General features: G+C 65.0%; 19 protein-coding genes. 4 read left to right on the top strand and 15 right to left on the bottom strand.

The window, feature by feature from the left end:
- Positions 1–36: 36 nt before the first annotated feature.
- The 8 genes from KHY18_RS14460 to KHY18_RS14425 form a co-directional block, all read right to left on the bottom strand.
- Positions 37–1029, bottom strand: coding sequence for an ABC transporter substrate-binding protein (locus tag KHY18_RS14460; protein WP_213301042.1), 993 nt, complete (start codon positions 1027–1029; stop codon positions 37–39).
- A 52-nt stretch (positions 1030–1081) separates the two neighbouring features.
- Complete coding sequence (locus tag KHY18_RS14455) at positions 1082–1945, bottom strand: creatininase family protein (RefSeq protein WP_213301039.1); 864 nt, start codon at positions 1943–1945, stop codon at positions 1082–1084.
- 23 nt (positions 1946–1968) lie between these two features.
- Entirely contained in the window at positions 1969–2430 is a 462-nt protein-coding gene (locus KHY18_RS14450; RefSeq protein ID WP_213301036.1) for a RidA family protein, read from the bottom strand.
- Positions 2427–3749, bottom strand: coding sequence for an amidohydrolase family protein (locus tag KHY18_RS14445; RefSeq protein WP_213301034.1), 1323 nt, complete (start codon positions 3747–3749; stop codon positions 2427–2429). Before KHY18_RS14445 ends, KHY18_RS14450 begins: the two co-directional genes overlap by 4 nt.
- A 10-nt stretch (positions 3750–3759) precedes the next feature.
- Positions 3760–4347, bottom strand: a complete 588-nt coding sequence (locus tag KHY18_RS14440; protein ID WP_213301032.1) for an NAD(P)H-dependent oxidoreductase — start codon at positions 4345–4347, stop codon at positions 3760–3762.
- A gap of 9 nt (positions 4348–4356) precedes the next feature.
- Positions 4357–4659, bottom strand: coding sequence for a 2Fe-2S iron-sulfur cluster-binding protein (locus KHY18_RS14435; RefSeq protein ID WP_213301030.1), 303 nt, complete (start codon positions 4657–4659; stop codon positions 4357–4359).
- A gap of 117 nt (positions 4660–4776) precedes the next feature.
- Positions 4777–5433: a TetR/AcrR family transcriptional regulator gene (locus tag KHY18_RS14430; RefSeq protein ID WP_213301028.1), complete on the bottom strand. Its 657-nt coding sequence runs from the start codon at positions 5431–5433 to the stop codon at positions 4777–4779.
- A 41-nt stretch (positions 5434–5474) separates the two neighbouring features.
- Positions 5475–6002, bottom strand: coding sequence for a nucleoside deaminase (locus KHY18_RS14425; protein WP_213301026.1), 528 nt, complete (start codon positions 6000–6002; stop codon positions 5475–5477).
- Between the two features lie 268 nt (positions 6003–6270).
- On the opposite strand from KHY18_RS14425, the gene KHY18_RS14420 reads away from it, so the two are divergent.
- A complete protein-coding gene (locus KHY18_RS14420; protein WP_213301023.1) occupies positions 6271–7263 on the top strand; it encodes an isopenicillin N synthase family dioxygenase in 993 nt (330 codons plus the stop codon).
- A 25-nt stretch (positions 7264–7288) separates the two neighbouring features.
- On the opposite strand, the gene KHY18_RS14415 is transcribed toward KHY18_RS14420, so the two are convergent.
- Positions 7289–8383, bottom strand: coding sequence for an alkene reductase (locus KHY18_RS14415; protein WP_213301019.1), 1095 nt, complete (start codon positions 8381–8383; stop codon positions 7289–7291).
- A gap of 79 nt (positions 8384–8462) precedes the next feature.
- Positions 8463–8909 (bottom strand): MarR family winged helix-turn-helix transcriptional regulator, encoded by a 447-nt coding sequence (locus tag KHY18_RS14410; protein ID WP_213301016.1) that lies wholly within the window; start codon positions 8907–8909, stop codon positions 8463–8465.
- 62 nt (positions 8910–8971) lie between these two features.
- Between KHY18_RS14410 and KHY18_RS14405 the strand changes: the two genes are divergently transcribed.
- Both KHY18_RS14405 and KHY18_RS14400 read left to right on the top strand, forming a co-directional pair.
- Positions 8972–9529, top strand: coding sequence for a PaaI family thioesterase (locus KHY18_RS14405; protein ID WP_213301124.1), 558 nt, complete (start codon positions 8972–8974; stop codon positions 9527–9529).
- Complete coding sequence (locus KHY18_RS14400; RefSeq protein ID WP_213301013.1) at positions 9516–9983, top strand: MaoC family dehydratase; 468 nt, start codon at positions 9516–9518, stop codon at positions 9981–9983. Before KHY18_RS14405 ends, KHY18_RS14400 begins: the two co-directional genes overlap by 14 nt.
- Before the next feature lie 118 nt (positions 9984–10101).
- Here KHY18_RS14400 and rpoD read toward each other — a convergent pair whose 3' ends face one another.
- From rpoD to KHY18_RS14385, 3 genes are all read right to left on the bottom strand, one after another.
- A complete protein-coding gene (gene rpoD / locus KHY18_RS14395) occupies positions 10102–12510 on the bottom strand; it encodes an RNA polymerase sigma factor RpoD (protein WP_213301011.1) in 2409 nt (802 codons plus the stop codon).
- Between the two features lie 268 nt (positions 12511–12778).
- Entirely contained in the window at positions 12779–14806 is a 2028-nt protein-coding gene (gene dnaG / locus KHY18_RS14390; RefSeq protein WP_213301009.1) for a DNA primase, read from the bottom strand.
- Between the two features lie 64 nt (positions 14807–14870).
- Positions 14871–15209 (bottom strand): winged helix-turn-helix transcriptional regulator, encoded by a 339-nt coding sequence (locus tag KHY18_RS14385; protein ID WP_213301007.1) that lies wholly within the window; start codon positions 15207–15209, stop codon positions 14871–14873.
- 100 nt (positions 15210–15309) lie between these two features.
- On the opposite strand from KHY18_RS14385, the gene KHY18_RS14380 reads away from it, so the two are divergent.
- Positions 15310–16059, top strand: coding sequence for an SDR family oxidoreductase (locus KHY18_RS14380; protein WP_213301005.1), 750 nt, complete (start codon positions 15310–15312; stop codon positions 16057–16059).
- Between the two features lie 778 nt (positions 16060–16837).
- On the opposite strand, the gene KHY18_RS14375 is transcribed toward KHY18_RS14380, so the two are convergent.
- Both KHY18_RS14375 and KHY18_RS14370 read right to left on the bottom strand, forming a co-directional pair.
- Complete coding sequence (locus KHY18_RS14375; protein WP_213301003.1) at positions 16838–17173, bottom strand: SMR family transporter; 336 nt, start codon at positions 17171–17173, stop codon at positions 16838–16840.
- A gap of 3 nt (positions 17174–17176) precedes the next feature.
- Positions 17177–17526: M24 family metallopeptidase (locus KHY18_RS14370; protein WP_213301001.1), on the bottom strand; the 350-nt coding region annotated here is incomplete at its 5' end.

Here is a 17526-nt window from a genome sequence, read left to right as displayed (position 1 = left end):
TGAGGCCGCAGCCTCTGTTTCAGGGCTGTTGGAAACTCAGGGAAGAACCTTGAGGTCCTTGACGAAGCTGGTGGTGTAGGTGTCGGCGAGCTTGACCTTGGCCGGATCGATGAGCTTGGTTTCGACCAGGAAGTCGTAGCTGGCCTTGGCGCGCGCGTCGGTCAGCACGCCGATTCCCATGCTCGCCGCGTCGCCGCCCGTGACCATGCCCAGTTCCTTGAGCTTGGCGACGCTGTAGGCCAGCTGTTCGTCGGTCATGTTGGGGTTGTCCTTCTTGATCAGCGCATTGCCCGGCGCCGGATCGGCGAGGTAGCTCTTCCAGCCTTCCATCGAGGCCTTGACGAAGGCCGTGACGGCGGCGCTGCGCGCCTTGAGCGTCTTGTCCATGCACGACACCGTCGTCGCATACGCGGGATAGCCCTGGTCGCTGAACATCAGCGTCGTGGTCTTGACGCCGGCCTTGGCGATGGCGAACGGCTCGGACGTCAGATAGCCCTGCTGGGCGGTGTTCTTGTCGGCGACGAAAGGCTGGATGTTGAAGGTGTAGGGACGGGTCTGCGAATCGCTGAAACCGTACTTGGCCTTGAGCCAGGGCCAGTAGCCGCGCTGGGCCGAGGAACCGATCAGAATTGTTTTGCCCTTGAGGTCCTCGAACTTCTTCACGTCGTCATGCGCGATCAGCACCTGCAAGTCTTTCTGGAACACCGCGGCGACATTGGTCACGGGCACGCCGCCTTCGCGCATCTGGATCATCTGCAGATCGCTGGACCCCATCACGCAGTCGGCCTGGCCCGCGGCCATCATCTGCACGATGTTGACCTGGGGGCCGCCCATCTTGATCGTCGCGTCCAGGCCGTACTTCTTGTACAGGCCCGTGGCCACGGCCTGGTAGAAGCCGCCGTGCTCGGCCTGGGCGTACCAGTTGGTCATGTAGGTGAACTTTTCCTGCGCCTGCGCGGTGCCGAGGGCACCAAGAGCGAGCAGGGCGGCTGCACCAAGTTGGGAAAGGCGGGAGGCAGTCTTCATCATGGCAATACTCCGGAAGGGGGGCAGGGCGGGGGCGGGAAAGGAATCGCAGGTTTCAGGCCAGCGTCGATGAATGCTCGACATGGCCCGTGTGGTTGGCGCGGCCCCAGGTGGGCTCGGGGCGCGCGGCCCATTGCAGGTGGTGCAGTTCGGTGATCGCCGCGGCCCAGCTCACGGCCAGCGATTCGAGAATCGCCAGGCCCTGCTCGGCCGTCGCGGGCAGGGGGTCGCCGATGATTCCGCTGGGGCCGAAGTCGCGTGCGCTCCAGGCGCAGGCGGGCCGGCCGTCGGGCGACAGCAGCGGCGAATCAAAGACCGGCGGGTAATTGGTCACGGCGCGCTCCATGTGCACGGTGTCGGGCGCGAGCGCGAGCATCAGCGCGGTCTCGGCATGGCCGGCGTGCATGGCGAGCTTTTTCTCGGTGTCCGACAGGTACTTGCCGGCCACATGCGGAACGCGCCAGGTGAAGCTGGGCACGACGATGAAGTCGCCGTGGCGCAGGCGCAGTTCGCGCGCGCACATTTCCATCACCTGGGGCTGGCCGCCATGGCCGTTGACGAACAGCAGCTTGCGAAAGCCCGCGCGGTAGATCGACTCGCCGATCTCGTTCATCGTCGCCAGCAGCGTCTCGCCGCTGAGCGTCACGGTGCCCGGAAAGTGCAGGTGCTCTTCCGACTTGCCGTAGGTGATGGGCGCCATCGCGAACGCCGGAATATCGGCGGGCAGGCGCGCCATCGCATGGCCCACCACGCCCGCGCTGATCACCGTATCGACCGCGCAGGGCAGGTGCGGGCCGTGCTGTTCCGTCGCGCCCGTGGCGAGCACGATCACGGTGTTTTCCTTGTCGGGCAAATCGGCGATTTCAGTCCAGCTCAGGTAGGGCAGATAGCGGTGGGCAGGGGTGTAGCCGTGCAGCATGGGATGGGTCTTTCGTTGGGGGTTCAGCGCTGGGGCAGCCAGGCCGTGGCTTCGACTTCGATCAGGATTTCGGGCGTGGGCAGCATGGCGCTGACTTCGACCACCGTGGAGGCCGGCGGCTCGCCCGGGAAGAACAGCTTGCGCACGCGGCTGTACTGCGGAAAGTGGTCCAGGTTCCTGAAGTACTGCACCAGCTTGATCACGTCCGACATCTGTCCGCCCGCGGCCTCGATGGTCTGGCGTATGGCGTCGAGCACATACCAGCTCTGCGCCAGGATCGGGCCTTCCTTGATGTCGCTGCTGAACTCGCCCGTGCGGCCGATCAGCGTCGCCGCGGCATCGGGAATGTCGGCGTAGCCGCGCACGATGCGGCCGGCCGCGGGATCGACGGCGATGACTCCGGAGAGAAACACCATGTCGCCCGCGCGCCGCCAGGCGGCGTAGCGCGCCAGGGGTTGGGCAATTCCGGGTGGGGTGGCGCTCATGCGAGGCTCCTTGCGAGGGTGGAAATGGAAGAAGACGAAGTGAGCCAGGCGGCATTCGCCTGGCCGCTCGCGACCCGGCCCTGGCGCAGCACCAGGCGCGACTGCGTGCGCGAGGGAAAGCCCCAGCCGTCGGCCTGGTGGAAGACGATCAGATCGGCGCTGCTGCCGGGCTGCAGCGGCAGTGCGCGCGGCCCGCGGCCCAGCCAGTCGGCGCGGCACAGCGCTTCGGACCAGCGGTCGAACGGCGCATCGAGCTGCGCGGCGAGCACGCCCGTGGCCAGGGCTTCGAGCGGATCGAAACTGCCCACGGGGCAGAACGGGTCCTGCACGTTGTCGCTGGCCACCAGCACCGGAATGCCGCGCGCATGCGCTTCCTTGACCAGGGTGAGCCCGCGCTGGCGCGGCGTGCGCCCGGTCACTGCGTCCTGCAGCAGCAGGTTGGTGATGGGCAGCGTGACCAGCGTGATCGGGGCTTGCGCGACGGCGTCGAGCGTGGCCAGCGCCGTGGCCTCGTCCTGCGCGGCCAGCGCGCAGGTGTGGCCGCAGACCACATGGCCCTCGAAAGACAGTTCCTGCAGCAGCGCGGCCGTGGTCGCCAGGCCTTGGGCGCCCGGGTGCAGTTCCTCGTCGACATGCAGATCGACATTCAGTCCATGCAGCTGCGCGGCTTCGAACAGATTGCGCAGCGCCTGCGGGTTCCAGTTGGTCGAGTGCACGAAGCCGCCCAGCAATGCGCCCGGGCCGCTCGCCGCCACGGTGCGCGCCAGGCGCAGCGCGGTTTCGCGCTCGGCGTACAGGTGCAGCGGAATCAGCGCCACGCGTTCCAGCGTGAGGCGGCCGGCCCACTCCTGCGCGAGTTCGCGCAGCACGTTCCAGGCCAGCGGCTGGGCTTGGGGCTCCCACCAGTCGCAATGCGTGCGCAGATGCACCGTGCCGGCCTCGCAGGCCCATTGCAGCGCGCGGCCGGCGCGCGCCCGCACATCGGCTTCGGTCCAGCTTTGGCGGTCGACCATCATCGCGTCGATCGCGCCCAGCAGGCCGGGCTTCACCGTGCCCATGCGCGGCAGCGTGAAGGCCTTGTCGAGATGCGTGTGGGCGTCGACCAGGCCGGGCAGCACCAGCGCGCCCGCGAGGTTCCAGGCCGTGCCCGCGGGCGGCGTGAACGCGCTGTCGTGCGGCGCCATGCCCAGCACCCGGCCCTGGGCCAGGTGCAGATCGGCGAGCGCGGGCTGGCCGCCATGGTGGGGCCATTGATCAGGCAGCAGCCAGCGCGGCAGGCGCGCGGCCAGCAGATGTTCGGGAGCGTGGGGAGCGTGCATGTCGAATCCTTCAGGCAAAGCGCGCCATGGCCTCGCCCACGCGCGCCTTGAAGGCCGTGAGGCGCTGCGGCGTGGCGACGTTCATGTGGTAGTAGGCGTGGTAGTCGACGCGCGCCTTGCCGCCCGTGAGCAGGCGCAGATAACGCGTCACCGATTTGCGCGGCGGATCGCCCATCAGCAGAGCGGTCCAGCGCGGCCGGCCGTAGGTCACGACGGCCGAAATGCGCTTGATGTGGGTCAGCGCGGGCTTGACGTTGTGCGGGTCGCTGATGTCGAAGGCCACGCCGGGCATCAGCACGCGGTCGAAGAAGCCCTTGAGCATCGCCGGCATGCCGAAGCACCAGGTGGGAAAGCAGAACACCACGGCCTCGGCGCGCAGCAGCCGGTCCACATAGCCTTGCACCGGCAGGCGGTTGCTCGGCACCTCGTGGTAGCCCAGGCGCTCCTCGCGGCTGAGCACCGGGTTGAAGTCTTCGGCGTACAGATCGCAGTCATCGACTTCGTGGCCCGCGCTGCGCAGGTTGAGAACGACTTCGGTGTGCAGCGCCGCGTGGTAGCTGGTCTCGACCGGGTGGCAATAGATCACAAGAACGCGCATGGCAGTCCCTCAGAGATCGAGCGTGAGGCTGGGGCCGTGGCTGCGCGCGCAGCAGACCGCGACATGGGTGCGCTGCTCTTCGGCGCTCAGGCAGCTGTCGCGGTGTTCGGGCGCGCCGGCTAGCCAGCGCGTGACGCAGGTGCCGCACACGCCTTGCTCGCACAGCGTGTCGATCGCGATGCCGGCGAGCTGCAGCACGTCGGCGATGCTTTCGCCGGGCTCCACGGGCAGGCGCATCTGGCTGCGCGCCAGCACCAGTTCAAAAGCGTGTTCGGTGGCGGAGGAAGAGGCGGTGGGGGCGGTGAGTTGCATGTTTGACCATTTGATTTGATCGATCGGTCAAACTATTGCAAATGCTGTGCCAGCCTGCTCCCGTCTCGGAGCGGGTCGGCGGCGCCGCCCTGGTGCGCGCGAAGGCGCAGGCCGTGCTTATTCTGGTGCGAGCCCGCAGCCCAGCAGCACAAAAGTGGTGAGCTCGCGCATGATGGGTTCGCGGTCCATGGCTTCATCGGGCGCCAGGCCCAGCATGATGTGCACCTGCACGCCGTAGTCGGCGTAGTGCTGGGTCATGCCCCAGATCTGCATCAGCAGCACCGTGGGATTGAGCGCGCGCATCCGGCCCTCGGCGATCCAGCGGTTGATCAGGTCGACCTTCTGCTGCGTCGACTTCACGGCCACGGGCCAGTACCTGCCCAGGTTGCGTCCACCGCCCAGCACTTCGGTGGTGAAGATGCGCGACAGCCCCGGGTTGTCGAGCGCGTAGTCGAGCTTCTTGCGCACATAGCCGCCGAGCACGGTCCTGGGGTCGTCGCTGTCGACATCGAACACGAAGGCGCTGGACCAGCCGTTGAGCACCGAGTACAGCAGCTCCTCGTAGAGCTCTTCCTTGCTGCTGATGTAATAGTGCAGCTGGGGCTTGGTCAGACCCGCGCGCTCGGCGATCGCCTTGGTCGACGCGCCCTTGAAGCCGTGGCGGCTGAACTCGGCGATCGCGGCGTCGCGTATCGCGCCCATGATGCGTTCACGCCCCTGTTTGGCGCGGCTGGTGAGGGCGGCGGACGGGGCGTGGTCTTCGGGTTCGGTCATGGGCGGGACAATGGAAAGCGACGCCGCCGATTCTGCCTGCATCAGGCTTTCCAGAAGCCGACATGGGGAAGGCTGGCCTCGTCGATCATGGTCGGGCCTATGCATTCGATCTCGTGCGGCGAGGCCGCGAACACATCGCGGCACGACAGTTCGGCGTCGCGCTGATCGGCATGCTCGCCGCGAAACACGCGCAGGCGCTGGGCATCGATGCCGAACACCACGCGGCCTATGCCCGACCAGAAGATCGCGCCCGCGCACATCACGCAGGGCTCGGCCGACGAATACAGCGTGGCCTGGGCCAGCACTTCGCGCGCCACGCGCGGGCTCAGTTGGCGCACGGCATTGGTTTCGGCATGGCCCGTGCAGTCGCCGGTTTCGGTGGTGTTGCAATAAGCCTCGGCGAGCAGCTTTCCTTCGGCATCGACGACCACCGCGCCGAACGGCCGGTTGCCGCGCGCGCGCGCCGTGTTCGACAGCGCAATCGCCTGGCGCAGATAGCGGCCGTCGGTATCGCCTAGGGGCGTGGGGTCGTCAAGAAAATCGGGGGTGGCAAACATCAGGGCGGGCATGGCGGTCTCCGGGAGGGGGAAAAGCAGGGGGTCGCTGCGACGGTCTGCGCCATGCACTTTGCATGCCAGGCGGGCACCGTTCTTGCTTGGTTTGTGCCAGGAGTAGAAGCGTTCACTGTGCAGTCCTTGCGACCTGGCCAGCCGGAAATTGCTCTTGAAGCCCGCATGCCCAGGTTTCAGGAACGGCCGGACCGCGCCTGCGAACGACCGGATTGCTCAAGCCTGGAGTGGGAAGACTTTTGTTTCACGCCACCTTCTGGAGAACCGCATGACTACCGCCACCTACGACCTGACCGAACTGCAGAAAGAAACGCGCATGGGCGCGCTGGGCTCGGAAAGCAGCCGCCGCGAAATCCGCCGCATCGATCTTTCCGACTTCGCCGCGCGCAAGGTCGAAATCGCCGAACAGCTCTGGGACGCGGCCGTCGATGTCGGCTTCTTCCAGGTCGTGAACCACGGCATCGCGCTCGACGACGTGCACCGCGCATTCGCCATGACCGAGCGCTTCTTCGCGCTGCCCGACGCCGTCAAGGCCCAATACCCGTTGAAGAAAGCGCTCAACGTCGGCTGGGAAAGCCGCGCCCAGGTGCGCCCTTCGACGGGAACGCCCGACCAGAAGGAGTCGTACCAGATCACGCGCCCGCACATGGAAAACCTGTGGCCCAGCGAAGAGGAGCTCGCGGGCTTCCAGGCGACGATGCTGGCCTTCGAAGGCCAATGCTGGCAGGTGGCGATGCAGGTGCTGTCGTGCTTTGCGTGGAAGCTGGGCTTCGACGACGGCTTCTTCCTGCGCGCCCACGACCCCGCCCAGGGTAGCTACCAGAGCACCTTGCGTCTGCTGCATTACTTCGCGACGCCGCCCGAGCAGCAAGCCAATCTGGGCCTGTGGCGCGCGGGTGCGCACACCGACTTCGACTGCCTGAGCCTGCTGTTCCAGCGCCAGGGCCAGGGCGGGCTGCAGGTTTGCCCGGGCAAGGAAATGGACAGCCAGGAATGGACGTCGGTGGAGCCCGATGAAAAGGCGATCACCTGCAATATCGGCGACATGCTGATGCGCTGGAGCGACGACCAACTGCCGTCGAACTTCCACCGCGTCAAGAACCCGCTGCCCGGCGAGTACATGGGCCCGCGCTACAGCATGGCGTTCTTCGCCCAGGCCAACCGCGATGCGATCATCGAAGGTCCGGGCCGCAAGTACCCGCCGATTGCCGCGGGCGAGTACCTGAACCAGCGCGTGGCCGCGAACTTCAAGGCCTATTGAGCCGGGAAGACGCGGCCTGCACGGCTTACGCGGCGCTGGTTTCGGCCAGTGCCGGGTAGTCGGTGTAGCCGGCCGCGCCGCCGCCGTACAGCGTCTTGGGATCGAGCGCCGCGAGCGGTGCGTCGGTCTTCAGCCGTTCGACCAGATCGGGGTTGGCGATGAACGGCCGGCCGAACGCGAACAGGTCGGCCTTGTCTTCGGCCAGACGTGCCGAAGCGAGTTCGCGGTCATAGCCGTTGTTGGCGATGTAGGTGTTGCGAAAGCGCTTGCGCAGGCTTGCGTAGTCGAACGGCGCGACATCGCGCGGCCCGCCGGTCGCGCCTTCGACCACATGCAGATAGACCAGATTCAGCGCGTCGAGGCCGTCGACGATGTAGTCGAACTGCGCCTGGGCGTCGCTGCCCGTGATGCCGTTGGCGGGCGAGACCGGCGAGATGCGAATGCCCGTGCGCTTGGCGCCGATTTCACCGACCACGGCTGCCGCGACTTCGAGCATCAGGCGCGCGCGGTTCTCGATCGAGCCGCCATAGGCGTCGGTGCGCTGGTTGGCGCCGTCCTTGGCGAACTGGTCGAGCAGATAGCCGTTGGCGGCATGAATCTCCACGCCGTCGAAGCCCGCGGCGATCGCATTGGCCGCGGCATGGCGGAAGTCGTTGACGATGCCCGGCAGCTCATTGAGTTCGAGTGCGCGCGGCTCGGAGACTTCCTCGAAGCGGTTGTTGACGAAAGTCTTGCCCTTGGCGCGAATCGCCGAGGGGGCCACGGGCGCGGCGCCGCCGGCCTGCAGGTCGACATGCGAAATGCGCCCCACATGCCACAGCTGCAGGAAGATATGGCCGCCCTTGGCGTGCACCGCATCGGTCACCTTGCGCCAGCCCGCGATCTGCGCGGGCGTGTAGATGCCGGGCGTGTCCTGGTAGCCCTGGCCCTGCTGCGAAATCTGCGCGGCTTCGGAAATCTGCAGGCCCGCGGATGCGCGCTGGCTGTAGTAAGTGGCCGCCAGATCGCCGGGAACAAAGCCCGCTTCGGCGCGGTTGCGCGTCAGCGGCGCGAGCACGATGCGGTTGGCGAGCGTCAGGGCGCCGAGGGAATAGGGCTGGAACAAACGGCTGTCGGTCATGGCTTTTCCTGGGGTTGGGTAACGGGCAAGAACGCGGCGCGCGGCCCGGGCCGGCGCCGGAGAAAATGATTCGCGGGCTTTACTCCGCGGCGGCGTCGTCGTCGAAACACGCGACGCTGGCGTCCAGCAGTTCATGCAGCGCGGCGACGCGCTCCACGCCCAGGCGTTCATTGAGCGCCAGCTGGGCCTTCTTCCAGGCGCGCTGGCCTTCTATGCGCTTGGCGCGTCCGTCGTCGGTGATTTCCACCAGACGGCTGCGCGCATCTTCGCCGGCACCGATGCGCAGCCAGCCCTGGGCGACCAGCGGCTGCATGTTGCGCGTGAGCGTCGAGGCGTCCATCTGCATGCGCTTGGCCAGATCGCTGGGGCGTATGGGGCCGAACTTTTCCACATGGGACAGCAGCGAGTACTGCGTGGTCTTGAGCCCGGCCGCTGCGGTGTAGTGGTCGTAGTGGCGCGTCACCAGCCGGGTCAGCTGGCGCAGCTTCAGATTCGTGCAACCTTGGGGTGGGTTGTAAGTGTTCATCTGCTATATTGTACTTGCAATGGTTGTATATACAATAATCTGACAAGGAGCATGTGATGGAGATGGTAATGGACCCCGTTGTTGCGCGCTGGACCGCGCAGGAAATCGAAGTGCGTTCGCGCCTGAACGTCGACGCCAGCCCGCCCGCGTCGCTGGCCGGCTTCACGGGCATGGAGCTGTTCGCGGCGATCTTCGCGGGCGAGATCCCGCCCGCGCCCATAGGCCTCACGCTCGATTTCATTCCCATCCACATGGAGCCCGGCGTCGCGGTCTTCCAGGGCCGGCCGCAGCGCAAGCATTACAACCCGCTGGGCAGCGTGCATGGCGGCTGGTTCGCCACGCTGCTCGACTCCGCCGTGGGCTGCGCCGTGCACACGCTGCTGCCCGCGGGCAAGGGCTTCACCACGCTCGAACTCAAGGTCAACATGGTGCGCGCCCTGAGCGACCGCGTGCCGCTGGTGCGCGCCGAAGGCAAGGTGATACACCAGGGCCGCCAGGTCGCGACCGCCGAAGGCCGCATCGTGGGCCCCGACGGCAAGCTCTACGCGCATGCGACCACGACCTGCCTGATCTTCGATGTGCCCGCCAACGCCCAGGAGTCTTCCCATGTCCGCCAATGACCGTTCGCTCTCCTATCTCGACGACCTCGTTCCCGGCCAGCGCTTTGTCGGCAGCACGCGCCTGCGCGTGGACGCCGAGCGCATCAAGAGCTTTGCCGCCGAGTTCGATCCCCAGCCGTTTCACCTCGACGACGAGGCCGCCCGCGCCACGCTGTTTCGCGGCCTGGCCGCAAGCGGCTGGCACACGGCGGCCGTGACCATGCGGCTGCTCGTGGACAACGAATTCCAGCTTGCTGGCGGCATCATTGGCGCAGGCTTCGACGAACTGCGCTGGCCGCTGCCCGTGCGCCCCGGCGACACGCTGCGCGTGGAATGCGAAGTGCTCGAAGTGCGGCCCTCGAAGTCGCGCCCCGAGCAAGGCCTGGTGAAGCTGCGCACGACCACGTTCAACCAGGACGACCAGGCGGTGCAGATTTCGGTGGGGCACCTGGTGGTGCCGCGGCGCGCGGCCTGAGCTTGTCTGGCTGGCCGCGTCGAAGGGCGGTTCTGGGCCGGCGACATGCCGGTGCCCTGACCCCATGAAAAAAGCCATCCCGAAGGATGGCTTTCTGTAATGCCCAAAGGCGCGTCGCTTAGAGCGAGTCGATGAAGCTGCGCAGCTTGTCCGAACGCGAAGGGTGCTTGAGCTTGCGCAAGGCCTTGGCTTCGATCTGGCGAATGCGTTCACGCGTCACGTCGAACTGCTTGCCGACTTCTTCCAGCGTGTGGTCGGTGGACATTTCGATGCCGAAGCGCATGCGCAGCACCTTGGCTTCGCGCGGCGTCAGGCCGTCGAGGATGTCCTTGACCACGTCGCGCAGACCGGCCTGCATCGCTGCATCGATGGGGGCGGTGTTCGCGCCGTCTTCGATGAAGTCGCCCAGGTGGCTGTCGTCGTCGTCGCCGATCGGCGTTTCCATGGAGATCGGCTCCTTGGCGATCTTCATGATCTTGCGGATCTTGTCCTCGGGGATTTCCATCTTCGCAGCCAGGATGGACGCATCGGGTTCGAAGCCGAACTCCTGCAGATGCTGGCGGCTGATGCGGTTCATCTTGTTGATGGTTTCGATCATGTGCACCGGAATCCGGATGGTGCGTGCCTGGTCGGCGATCGAGCGCGTGATGGCCTGGCGGATCCACCACGTGGCATAGGTCGAGAACTTGTAGCCGCGGCGGTATTCGAACTTGTCGACGGCCTTCATCAGACCGATGTTGCCTTCCTGGATCAAGTCAAGGAACTGCAGGCCGCGGTTGGTGTACTTCTTCGCGATCGAAATCACCAGGCGCAGGTTGGCCTCGATCATTTCCTTCTTGGCATCGCGCGACGCACGTTCGCCGTCGTTCATGCGCTTGTTGATGTCCTTCAGGCCTGGCAGGGGCACGACAACGCGCGTCTGCAGGTCGATCAGGTTCTGCTGCAGCTCTTGCACCGGGGGAATGTTGCGCTCGAGGATGATGCTCCACGACTTGTTCGAATTGGCCTGCTTGACCACCCATTCGAGGTTCAGCAGGTTGGCCGGGAATTCCTTGATGAAGGTTTCCTGGGGCATGCCGCACTTGTCGACGATGATGCGGCGCAGTTCGCGTTCCTTCTTGCGCACGTCATCCACCTGGGCACGCACCAGGTCGCACAGCTTCTCGATGGTCTTGGCCGTGAAGCGGATGGTCATCAGCTCTTCGGTCAGCGAGGCCTGCACCTTCATGTACGCAGGAGTGCCGTAGCCTTCCTTGTCGTAGATCTTGTGCATCTTCTCGAACAGCTCGCGCATCTTGTCGAAGCGCGACAGTGCGTCGTTCTTGAGTTCTTCGAGCTTCTTGGTCAGCGCCTTGGAGCCGCCCTTGCCGTCGTCGTCGTCTTCTTCGTCGAATTCGTCGAAGTCTTCTTCGGCCACGTAATCGTCGGCTTCGTTGGGGTTGGAGAAACCGTCAACGATGGTCGAGATGACGACCTTGCCGCTGCGGATTTCCTCGGACATGTTGAGGATTTCGGCAATGGTCGCGGGCGAGGCGCTGATGGCTTGCATCATGTCCTGCAGACCGCCTTCGATGCGCTTGGCGATTTCGATTTCGCCTTCGCGCGTCAGCAACTCGACGGTGCCCATTTCACGCATGTACATGCGCACCGGGTCGGTCGTGCGGCCGAATTCGGAGTCGACGGTCGACAGCGCGGCTTCGGCTTCTTCTTCGGCTTCTTCTTCGGTCGTTGCCGACTGGCCGGTGTTGTTCAGCAGCAGCGTCTCGGCGTCAGGCGTCTGTTCATAGACGGCCACACCCATGTCGTTGAGCATGGAGATGACGACTTCGAGGGTTTCGGCATCGACCAGCTTGTCGGGCAGGTGATCGTTGATTTCGCCGTGCGTGAGGTAGCCGCGGGTCTTGCCCAGCTTGATCAGCGCCTTCAGGCGCTGGCGGCGGGTCAGCATTTCTTCTTCGGTCAGGACGGTTTCGTCCAGGCCGAATTCCTTCATCAAGGCGCGTTCCTTGGCCTTGCTGATCTTCATGCGCAGCGGCTTGACCTTTTCGGTCGTCGTCGTGGTCGTGGTTTCGACCGCTTCGACTTCGCCTTCCAGGTCGGACTCGATATCGGACAGGTCGGTGTCGTCCATGTCGTCGCCGTCTTCCTTGGACTTGGGCTTGCGGCCGCGCTTGGCCGGCGTCTTGTCGACGGCAGCAACCGCCTTCTTGGCCGCAGGGGCCTTCTTCACGGCGGGTTCGGCGCCGTCTTCGGCAGCCTTGGGCTTGCGGCCGCGCTTGGCGGGAGCGGCGGCCGCGAGCAGGGCGTCAGCGGCGGCGATGAGTTCAGCAGAGGTCTTGGTGGCCACGGATTTGACTTTCTTGGCAGCAGCTGGGGGCTCAGCCGCTGTTGGGGTCGCAGATGTTACGGTCTTGGCCGGTGCTTGGGACACGGCCTTGGCAGCTGCGGTTGCAGGCACGGATTTTTCAATTTTTGCAACGGGGCCAACGGCAGACTTGGGCAACTTCGGGGACTTTGGAGCGGGCATGAACACCTCTGATGCAAAATCGAACACACAAAGAAAACACAAGCGCCTAAGATTCCGGCGCAATGGATGCGAGCCCGCCATAGGCAGGTTTAGCATCCGGAGAAAGATCTCCTGGGCAAGATGTCTGGGCGAACATTTGGGGTGCAGTCCTTGCGGTAATTTGGGTCCATGCAGTTGCTGCAATGACGTGTTTTTCACGTTGACCCGGCCCGGAGGTGCTGCTGTCGCTCTTGCCGCTAGCCTTTAATTATATCTTTGTCCAGCGATTTCAAGAGGGATTGCGCGTTTCATTTTCTAAAAATTGTAACCGAGTGTATAAGTCGCGCAATTGCTGTGCCGCATGGGGATTGGTGGAAATCGCCATGGCAACCGTATGGGTCTGCTGCTTGATGTGGTCGATCAGCACGCGGTTGAGCACGCCGCGCAGTTCACGGCGCAATTCGGGCAGTTCGCCTTCGGGCTGGGCATGCGGTCCGGTCATCAGGCGTTCGGCCAAGGGTGCCACGCCCGCATCTATGCATTCCTGCAAGCGCTCGCGCAGCACCGCCCAGGGTTGGGCGCCATATTCCTGAAATTGGGCCTCCAGCCACGAAAACAAGCCGCCATGCGGCGCGCCGCAGCGCGCCAGCGCGTCGAAATCCTCGTGCGTGAGTTCTTCCATGAACTCCATATGCGCCATCAGCAGGCGCGCGGCCTGGTCGGTCTTGGTCGCAGGCGCGCTGCGCGGCCCGCGTGAGCCGGCTTCGAAGCGGTTCGCGGGCTGGCGATCACGGCCCCAGCTGCCTTTTTCCCATTTTTTGCCCTTGCCCTGGCCCGGGCTCCAGGCGCCGTTCTGGCTGCCGGCGTTGGCCGGGCTGTAGCCGCCGCCCTGACCGCCGCTGTAGCCGCCCGCGCCGGGCGGCATGTCCTGGCCCCAATCCATATCGGGCGGGCCGCCCGCGCTGTAGCCGCCTGCGTCGTGGCCGGGCGCGGGGGCACTGCGCATGCCGGGGCGTGCGGGCTCCTTGCTCCACAGCTCGCTCAGGTCCTGCAACTGCAGCTGGGCCAGTTCGGCGATTTCGGCGATCAGCTGGCGCTTGAGCACGCCATCGGGCAGCAGGGTCCACAGCGGCCGCGCATTGCTGGCCATGTGCGCCCGGCCTTCGGCCAGGCCCAGATCGCAGCCTTCGCTGGCCGCGTCGATCAGGAAGCGGCTCAGCGGCTTGGCGTCGCCCACCTGGCGTGCGAACGCATCGGTGCCGAATTCGCGGATGAAGCTGTCGGGGTCGTGCTCGGTCGGCAGGAACAGGAATTTGAGGCTGCGCGTATCGGTCGCGTAGGGCAGGGCGGCTTCGAGCGCCTTGTGCGCGGCGCGCCGGCCTGCGCTGTCGCCGTCGAAGCTGAACACCACGGCATCGGTGAAGCGGAAGAGCTTTTGCACATGGTCGGGCGTGCAGGCCGTGCCCAGTGTGGCGACCGCGTTCGCAAAGCCCAGCTGGGACAGCGCGACCACGTCCATGTAGCCTTCGGTCACCAGCGCATAGCCCATTTCGCGCAGCGCGTTGCGCGCCTCGAACAGGCCGTAGAGCTCGCGCCCCTTGTGGAACACCGGCGTTTCGGGCGAGTTCAGGTACTTGGGCTTTTCATCGCCGAACACCCGTCCGCCAAAGCCTATGCATTCGCCCTTGACGTTGCGGATGGGGAACATCAGCCGGTCGCGGAAACGGTCGTAGCGCTTGTTGTCTTCCTCATTGACGATCACCATGCCGCTTTCGTGCAGCAATGGGTCGTCATATTGGGCGAACACGCTCGCCAGGCTGCGCCAGCCCTCGGGCGCGTAGCCCAGACCGAAGCGCGCCGCCGTGGCGCCCGAGACGCCGCGGCCCTTGAGGTAGGCGATGGCGTGCGGCGAGTCCTTGAGGTGGCGGCGGTAGGCGTCGCCAGCCTTCTCGAGCACATCGGTGATCGTGGCCTGCTTTTCCTTTTGTGCGGCCTGGCGCTGGCGCTCCTGGGGACTGATGTCGTCCTGAGGCACGACCAGGCCGACCTGGCCGGCCAGGTCTTGCACGGCTTCTATGAAGCCCATGCCGGCATGCTCCATCAGGAAGCCTATGGCATTGCCATTCTTGCCACAGCCGAAGCAGTGATAGAACTGTTTGGAGGGGCTGACGCTGAACGACGGCGACTTCTCGCCATGGAAGGGGCACAGCCCCATGAAGTTCGCGCCGCCTTTGCGCAGCTGCACATAGCGGCCGACGATGTCGACCACGTCCACGCGGGACAGCAGCTCTTGGATAAACGATTGGGGGATGGACACCGGGCGTATTTTGAACTATCCGGCGCTAACTTGGCCGTTCAGGGGCAAGACGCGGCTTCCTATCTCATGCGCGCAGCAGCTGATCCGCGTTGCCGCGCATCCAGCCGGCGAGCGAGTCCAGCGTGGGCCGCAAGGTCTTGCCCAGCGCGGTGACTTCGTATTCCACGCGCGGCGGCACTTCGGCATAGACCGTGCGGCGCACCAGGCCGCGCTGCTCGAACAGGCGCAGCTGTTTGGTCAGCTCCTTTTGCGTGATCGGCGCAATGGCGCGCTGCAGCGCGCTGAAGCGCACCGGCGCGTCAATGACGATCAGCCGGTACAGGATGGGAATCGCCCATTTGCCCGAAATCAGGTTCACGAAATCCACCATGGGGCAGCGCTGCGCGGTGTCGAAAGTTTCCATGGCTATTCATTCGCCTGTTTAGTATCCAAAGGGTGCCTACTATGCAAAGGATACTATTGATTGAACAATGCAGTCTTGCTTTTCTTCAGGATTCAAGGACATGGCACGACTTCAAGGCAAATACGCGCTCATTACGGGCGGTACAGGGGGCATAGGGCTGGAAACCGCACGCCAGTTCCTGGCCGAGGGCGCGACGGTGGCGATCACCGGGCGCAACGAACAGGCGCTGTCGGCCGCGGGCCGCGAGCTCGGTGACGCCGCACTGCTGCTGCCAAGCGATGCGGGCGATATCGCCGGCCAGCGCGCGCTGGCGCAGCAGCTTGCACGGCATTGGCCGCGCCTGGATGTGCTGTATGCGAATGCGGGCGACGTGACGCACCGCCCCCTGCAGGATTGGGACGAAGCCGCTTACGACCAGCTCATGGGCGTCAACCTCAAGGGCCCGTTCTTTCTGATCCAGGCGCTGCTGCCGCTGCTGGCGAATCCCGCGTCGGTGATCCTGTGCGGCTCGGTCAGCGCGCATATCGGCCTGCCGCAAAGCAGCGCCTATGCCGCGAGCAAGGCCGGCCTGCTGTCGCTGGCGCGCACGCTGTCGGGCGAGTTGTGGGAGCGCGGCATACGCGTCAACGGCCTGAGCCCGGGCCCGACCGAAACCGCGGCACTGGGCAAGCTGGGCCTGCCGCCCGAAGAGGAAGCGGCGCTGCGCGCGCAGATCAGAAAGCTCGTGCCGATAGGCCGCCTGGGCACGCCGCTGGAACTGGCCAAGGCCGCGGTGTTCCTGGCATCCGACGAATCGAGTTATGTGGTGGGCACCGAACTGCAGGTCGACGGCGGCGTGGGCAATCTCTGAGCCGCGGGAAATAAAAATGGCCCGCACCTTGCGATGCGGGCCGGTCTCCTCCGCCCCGGTACATGCCGGGGTGGTCCTCTGTTGTCTGTTGATTCCTGGCAGATTTGCTCGCCACGGCCCGGGCCGGCGAAAAGCTGCGGGGCAGGGCGTCCTGCGGGAACGGATGCAATTGTAGGAAGCTCGCGCGCCTGTTTCCACCGTTTTATTTTAATAAATGATGTTTTATATAAGACATGAGACTTGGATAGTCAGGGTTTGCGCATGCCTTGGATTTTTATTCTCTTAAGTAATTGTTTTATCAGCTGATTTTCTGATTTCAGAAACTGCAGAAACACCTGGATTGAATGAATCATTCCAATTCTTGAGAGATTCAAGGGGGCAATGGTGTGTGAAAAAGGGGTATTAATTGCGCTTGGCCTGGTTCAGGATGAATGGTTTTTCGCTTGGGCCGTGAATTGCGCCATGGGGGCCGGCCGTCGATGCTGCGATGGGCGCGCCTGGCGAAATGTTCACCCTGAGCCGGCCGCGTCGAAGGATGAACGCCCTGCGCTCAAGTCATGATGATGGGCCGTTCATGGTTCGACAGGCTCACCACGAACGGGGGGCGTATGAGGCTCACCACGAACGGGGGGCGTATGAGGCTCACCACGAACGGGGGGCGTATGAGGCCCACGAACGGGGGGGCGTATGAGGCTCGCCACGAATGATTTCCCGTTCGTCCGAGCCTGCCTCGCCGGCCGCGTCGAAGTATGAGCAGCCCGGCCTCATGGCCCAGGCCTCAATGCCCCGCCGACGAAGAAAACAGCTGAATCACCAGCACGCCCGCGACGATCAGCCCCATGCCGATCAGCGCCGCGGCGTCCAGCGACTGGCCCTGCCAGAACCAGGCGATGGCCGAGACCAGCACGATGCCCGCGCCGGACCAGATCGCATAGGCCACGCCCGTGGGCACGGTGCGCAGCGTCAGCGACAGGAAGAAGAAGGCCAGCGCATAGCCCGTGGCCGTGATCAGCGAAGGCCCTAGCCGCGTGAAGCCTTCGGCGCTCTTGAGGAAAGAGGTCGCGATGACTTCACAGACGATGGCCAGCGCCAGATACAGATAGCTGATCGCCATTGCTCAGACGGGGGCGTAATCGCCCGTGCCTTCGGGCCAGGGGGTCAGCACCTCGTAGCCGGTCTCGGTCACGCAGACCATGTGTTCCCATTGGGCCGACAGCGACTTGTCGTTGGTGATCACGGTCCAGCCGTCGCTGAGTTCGCGCGTCGCGGCCTTGCCGGCGTTGAGCATGGGCTCGATGGTGAAGATCATTCCCGCCTCGAGCTTGAGGCCCTGGCCCGGCACGCCGTAGTTGAGCACGTCGGGCGTGTCGTGGTAGATCTGGCCTATGCCGTGGCCGCAATATTCCTGCACCACGGTAAAGCGTTCGCGCTTGGCGATGCTTTCGATCGCATGGCCGATATCGCCCA

Source organism: Acidovorax sp. CCYZU-2555 (genome assembly GCF_018413525.1).
GTDB lineage: Bacteria > Pseudomonadota > Gammaproteobacteria > Burkholderiales > Burkholderiaceae_C > Comamonas.
The sequence above is the reverse complement of the archived record's forward strand: the minus strand, read 5'-3'. Positions and strand labels throughout refer to the sequence as shown.

Excerpts from the sequence above, each read along its gene's own strand:
- KHY18_RS14410 (WP_213301016.1), bottom strand. The coding sequence starts at position 8,909 with ATGAACACTTACAACCCACCCCAAGGTTGCACGAATCTGAAGCTGCGC.
- KHY18_RS14440 (WP_213301032.1), bottom strand. The coding sequence starts at position 4,347 with ATGCGCGTTCTTGTGATCTATTGCCACCCGGTCGAGACCAGCTACCAC.
- KHY18_RS14415 (WP_213301019.1), bottom strand. The coding sequence starts at position 8,383 with ATGACCGACAGCCGTTTGTTCCAGCCCTATTCCCTCGGCGCCCTGACG.
- KHY18_RS14420 (WP_213301023.1), top strand. The coding sequence starts at position 6,271 with ATGACTACCGCCACCTACGACCTGACCGAACTGCAGAAAGAAACGCGC.
- KHY18_RS14445 (WP_213301034.1), bottom strand. The coding sequence starts at position 3,749 with ATGCACGCTCCCCACGCTCCCGAACATCTGCTGGCCGCGCGCCTGCCG.
- KHY18_RS14435 (WP_213301030.1), bottom strand. The coding sequence starts at position 4,659 with ATGCAACTCACCGCCCCCACCGCCTCTTCCTCCGCCACCGAACACGCT.
- KHY18_RS14450 (WP_213301036.1), bottom strand. The coding sequence starts at position 2,430 with ATGAGCGCCACCCCACCCGGAATTGCCCAACCCCTGGCGCGCTACGCC.
- rpoD (WP_213301011.1), bottom strand. The coding sequence starts at position 12,510 with ATGCCCGCTCCAAAGTCCCCGAAGTTGCCCAAGTCTGCCGTTGGCCCC.
- KHY18_RS14380 (WP_213301005.1), top strand. The coding sequence starts at position 15,310 with ATGGCACGACTTCAAGGCAAATACGCGCTCATTACGGGCGGTACAGGG.
- KHY18_RS14405 (WP_213301124.1), top strand. The coding sequence starts at position 8,972 with ATGGTAATGGACCCCGTTGTTGCGCGCTGGACCGCGCAGGAAATCGAA.
- KHY18_RS14460 (WP_213301042.1), bottom strand. The coding sequence starts at position 1,029 with ATGATGAAGACTGCCTCCCGCCTTTCCCAACTTGGTGCAGCCGCCCTG.
- KHY18_RS14430 (WP_213301028.1), bottom strand. The coding sequence starts at position 5,433 with ATGACCGAACCCGAAGACCACGCCCCGTCCGCCGCCCTCACCAGCCGC.
- KHY18_RS14455 (WP_213301039.1), bottom strand. The coding sequence starts at position 1,945 with ATGCTGCACGGCTACACCCCTGCCCACCGCTATCTGCCCTACCTGAGC.
- KHY18_RS14385 (WP_213301007.1), bottom strand. The coding sequence starts at position 15,209 with ATGGAAACTTTCGACACCGCGCAGCGCTGCCCCATGGTGGATTTCGTG.
- KHY18_RS14425 (WP_213301026.1), bottom strand. The coding sequence starts at position 6,002 with ATGCCCGCCCTGATGTTTGCCACCCCCGATTTTCTTGACGACCCCACG.
- KHY18_RS14400 (WP_213301013.1), top strand. The coding sequence starts at position 9,516 with ATGTCCGCCAATGACCGTTCGCTCTCCTATCTCGACGACCTCGTTCCC.
- KHY18_RS14375 (WP_213301003.1), bottom strand. The coding sequence starts at position 17,173 with ATGGCGATCAGCTATCTGTATCTGGCGCTGGCCATCGTCTGTGAAGTC.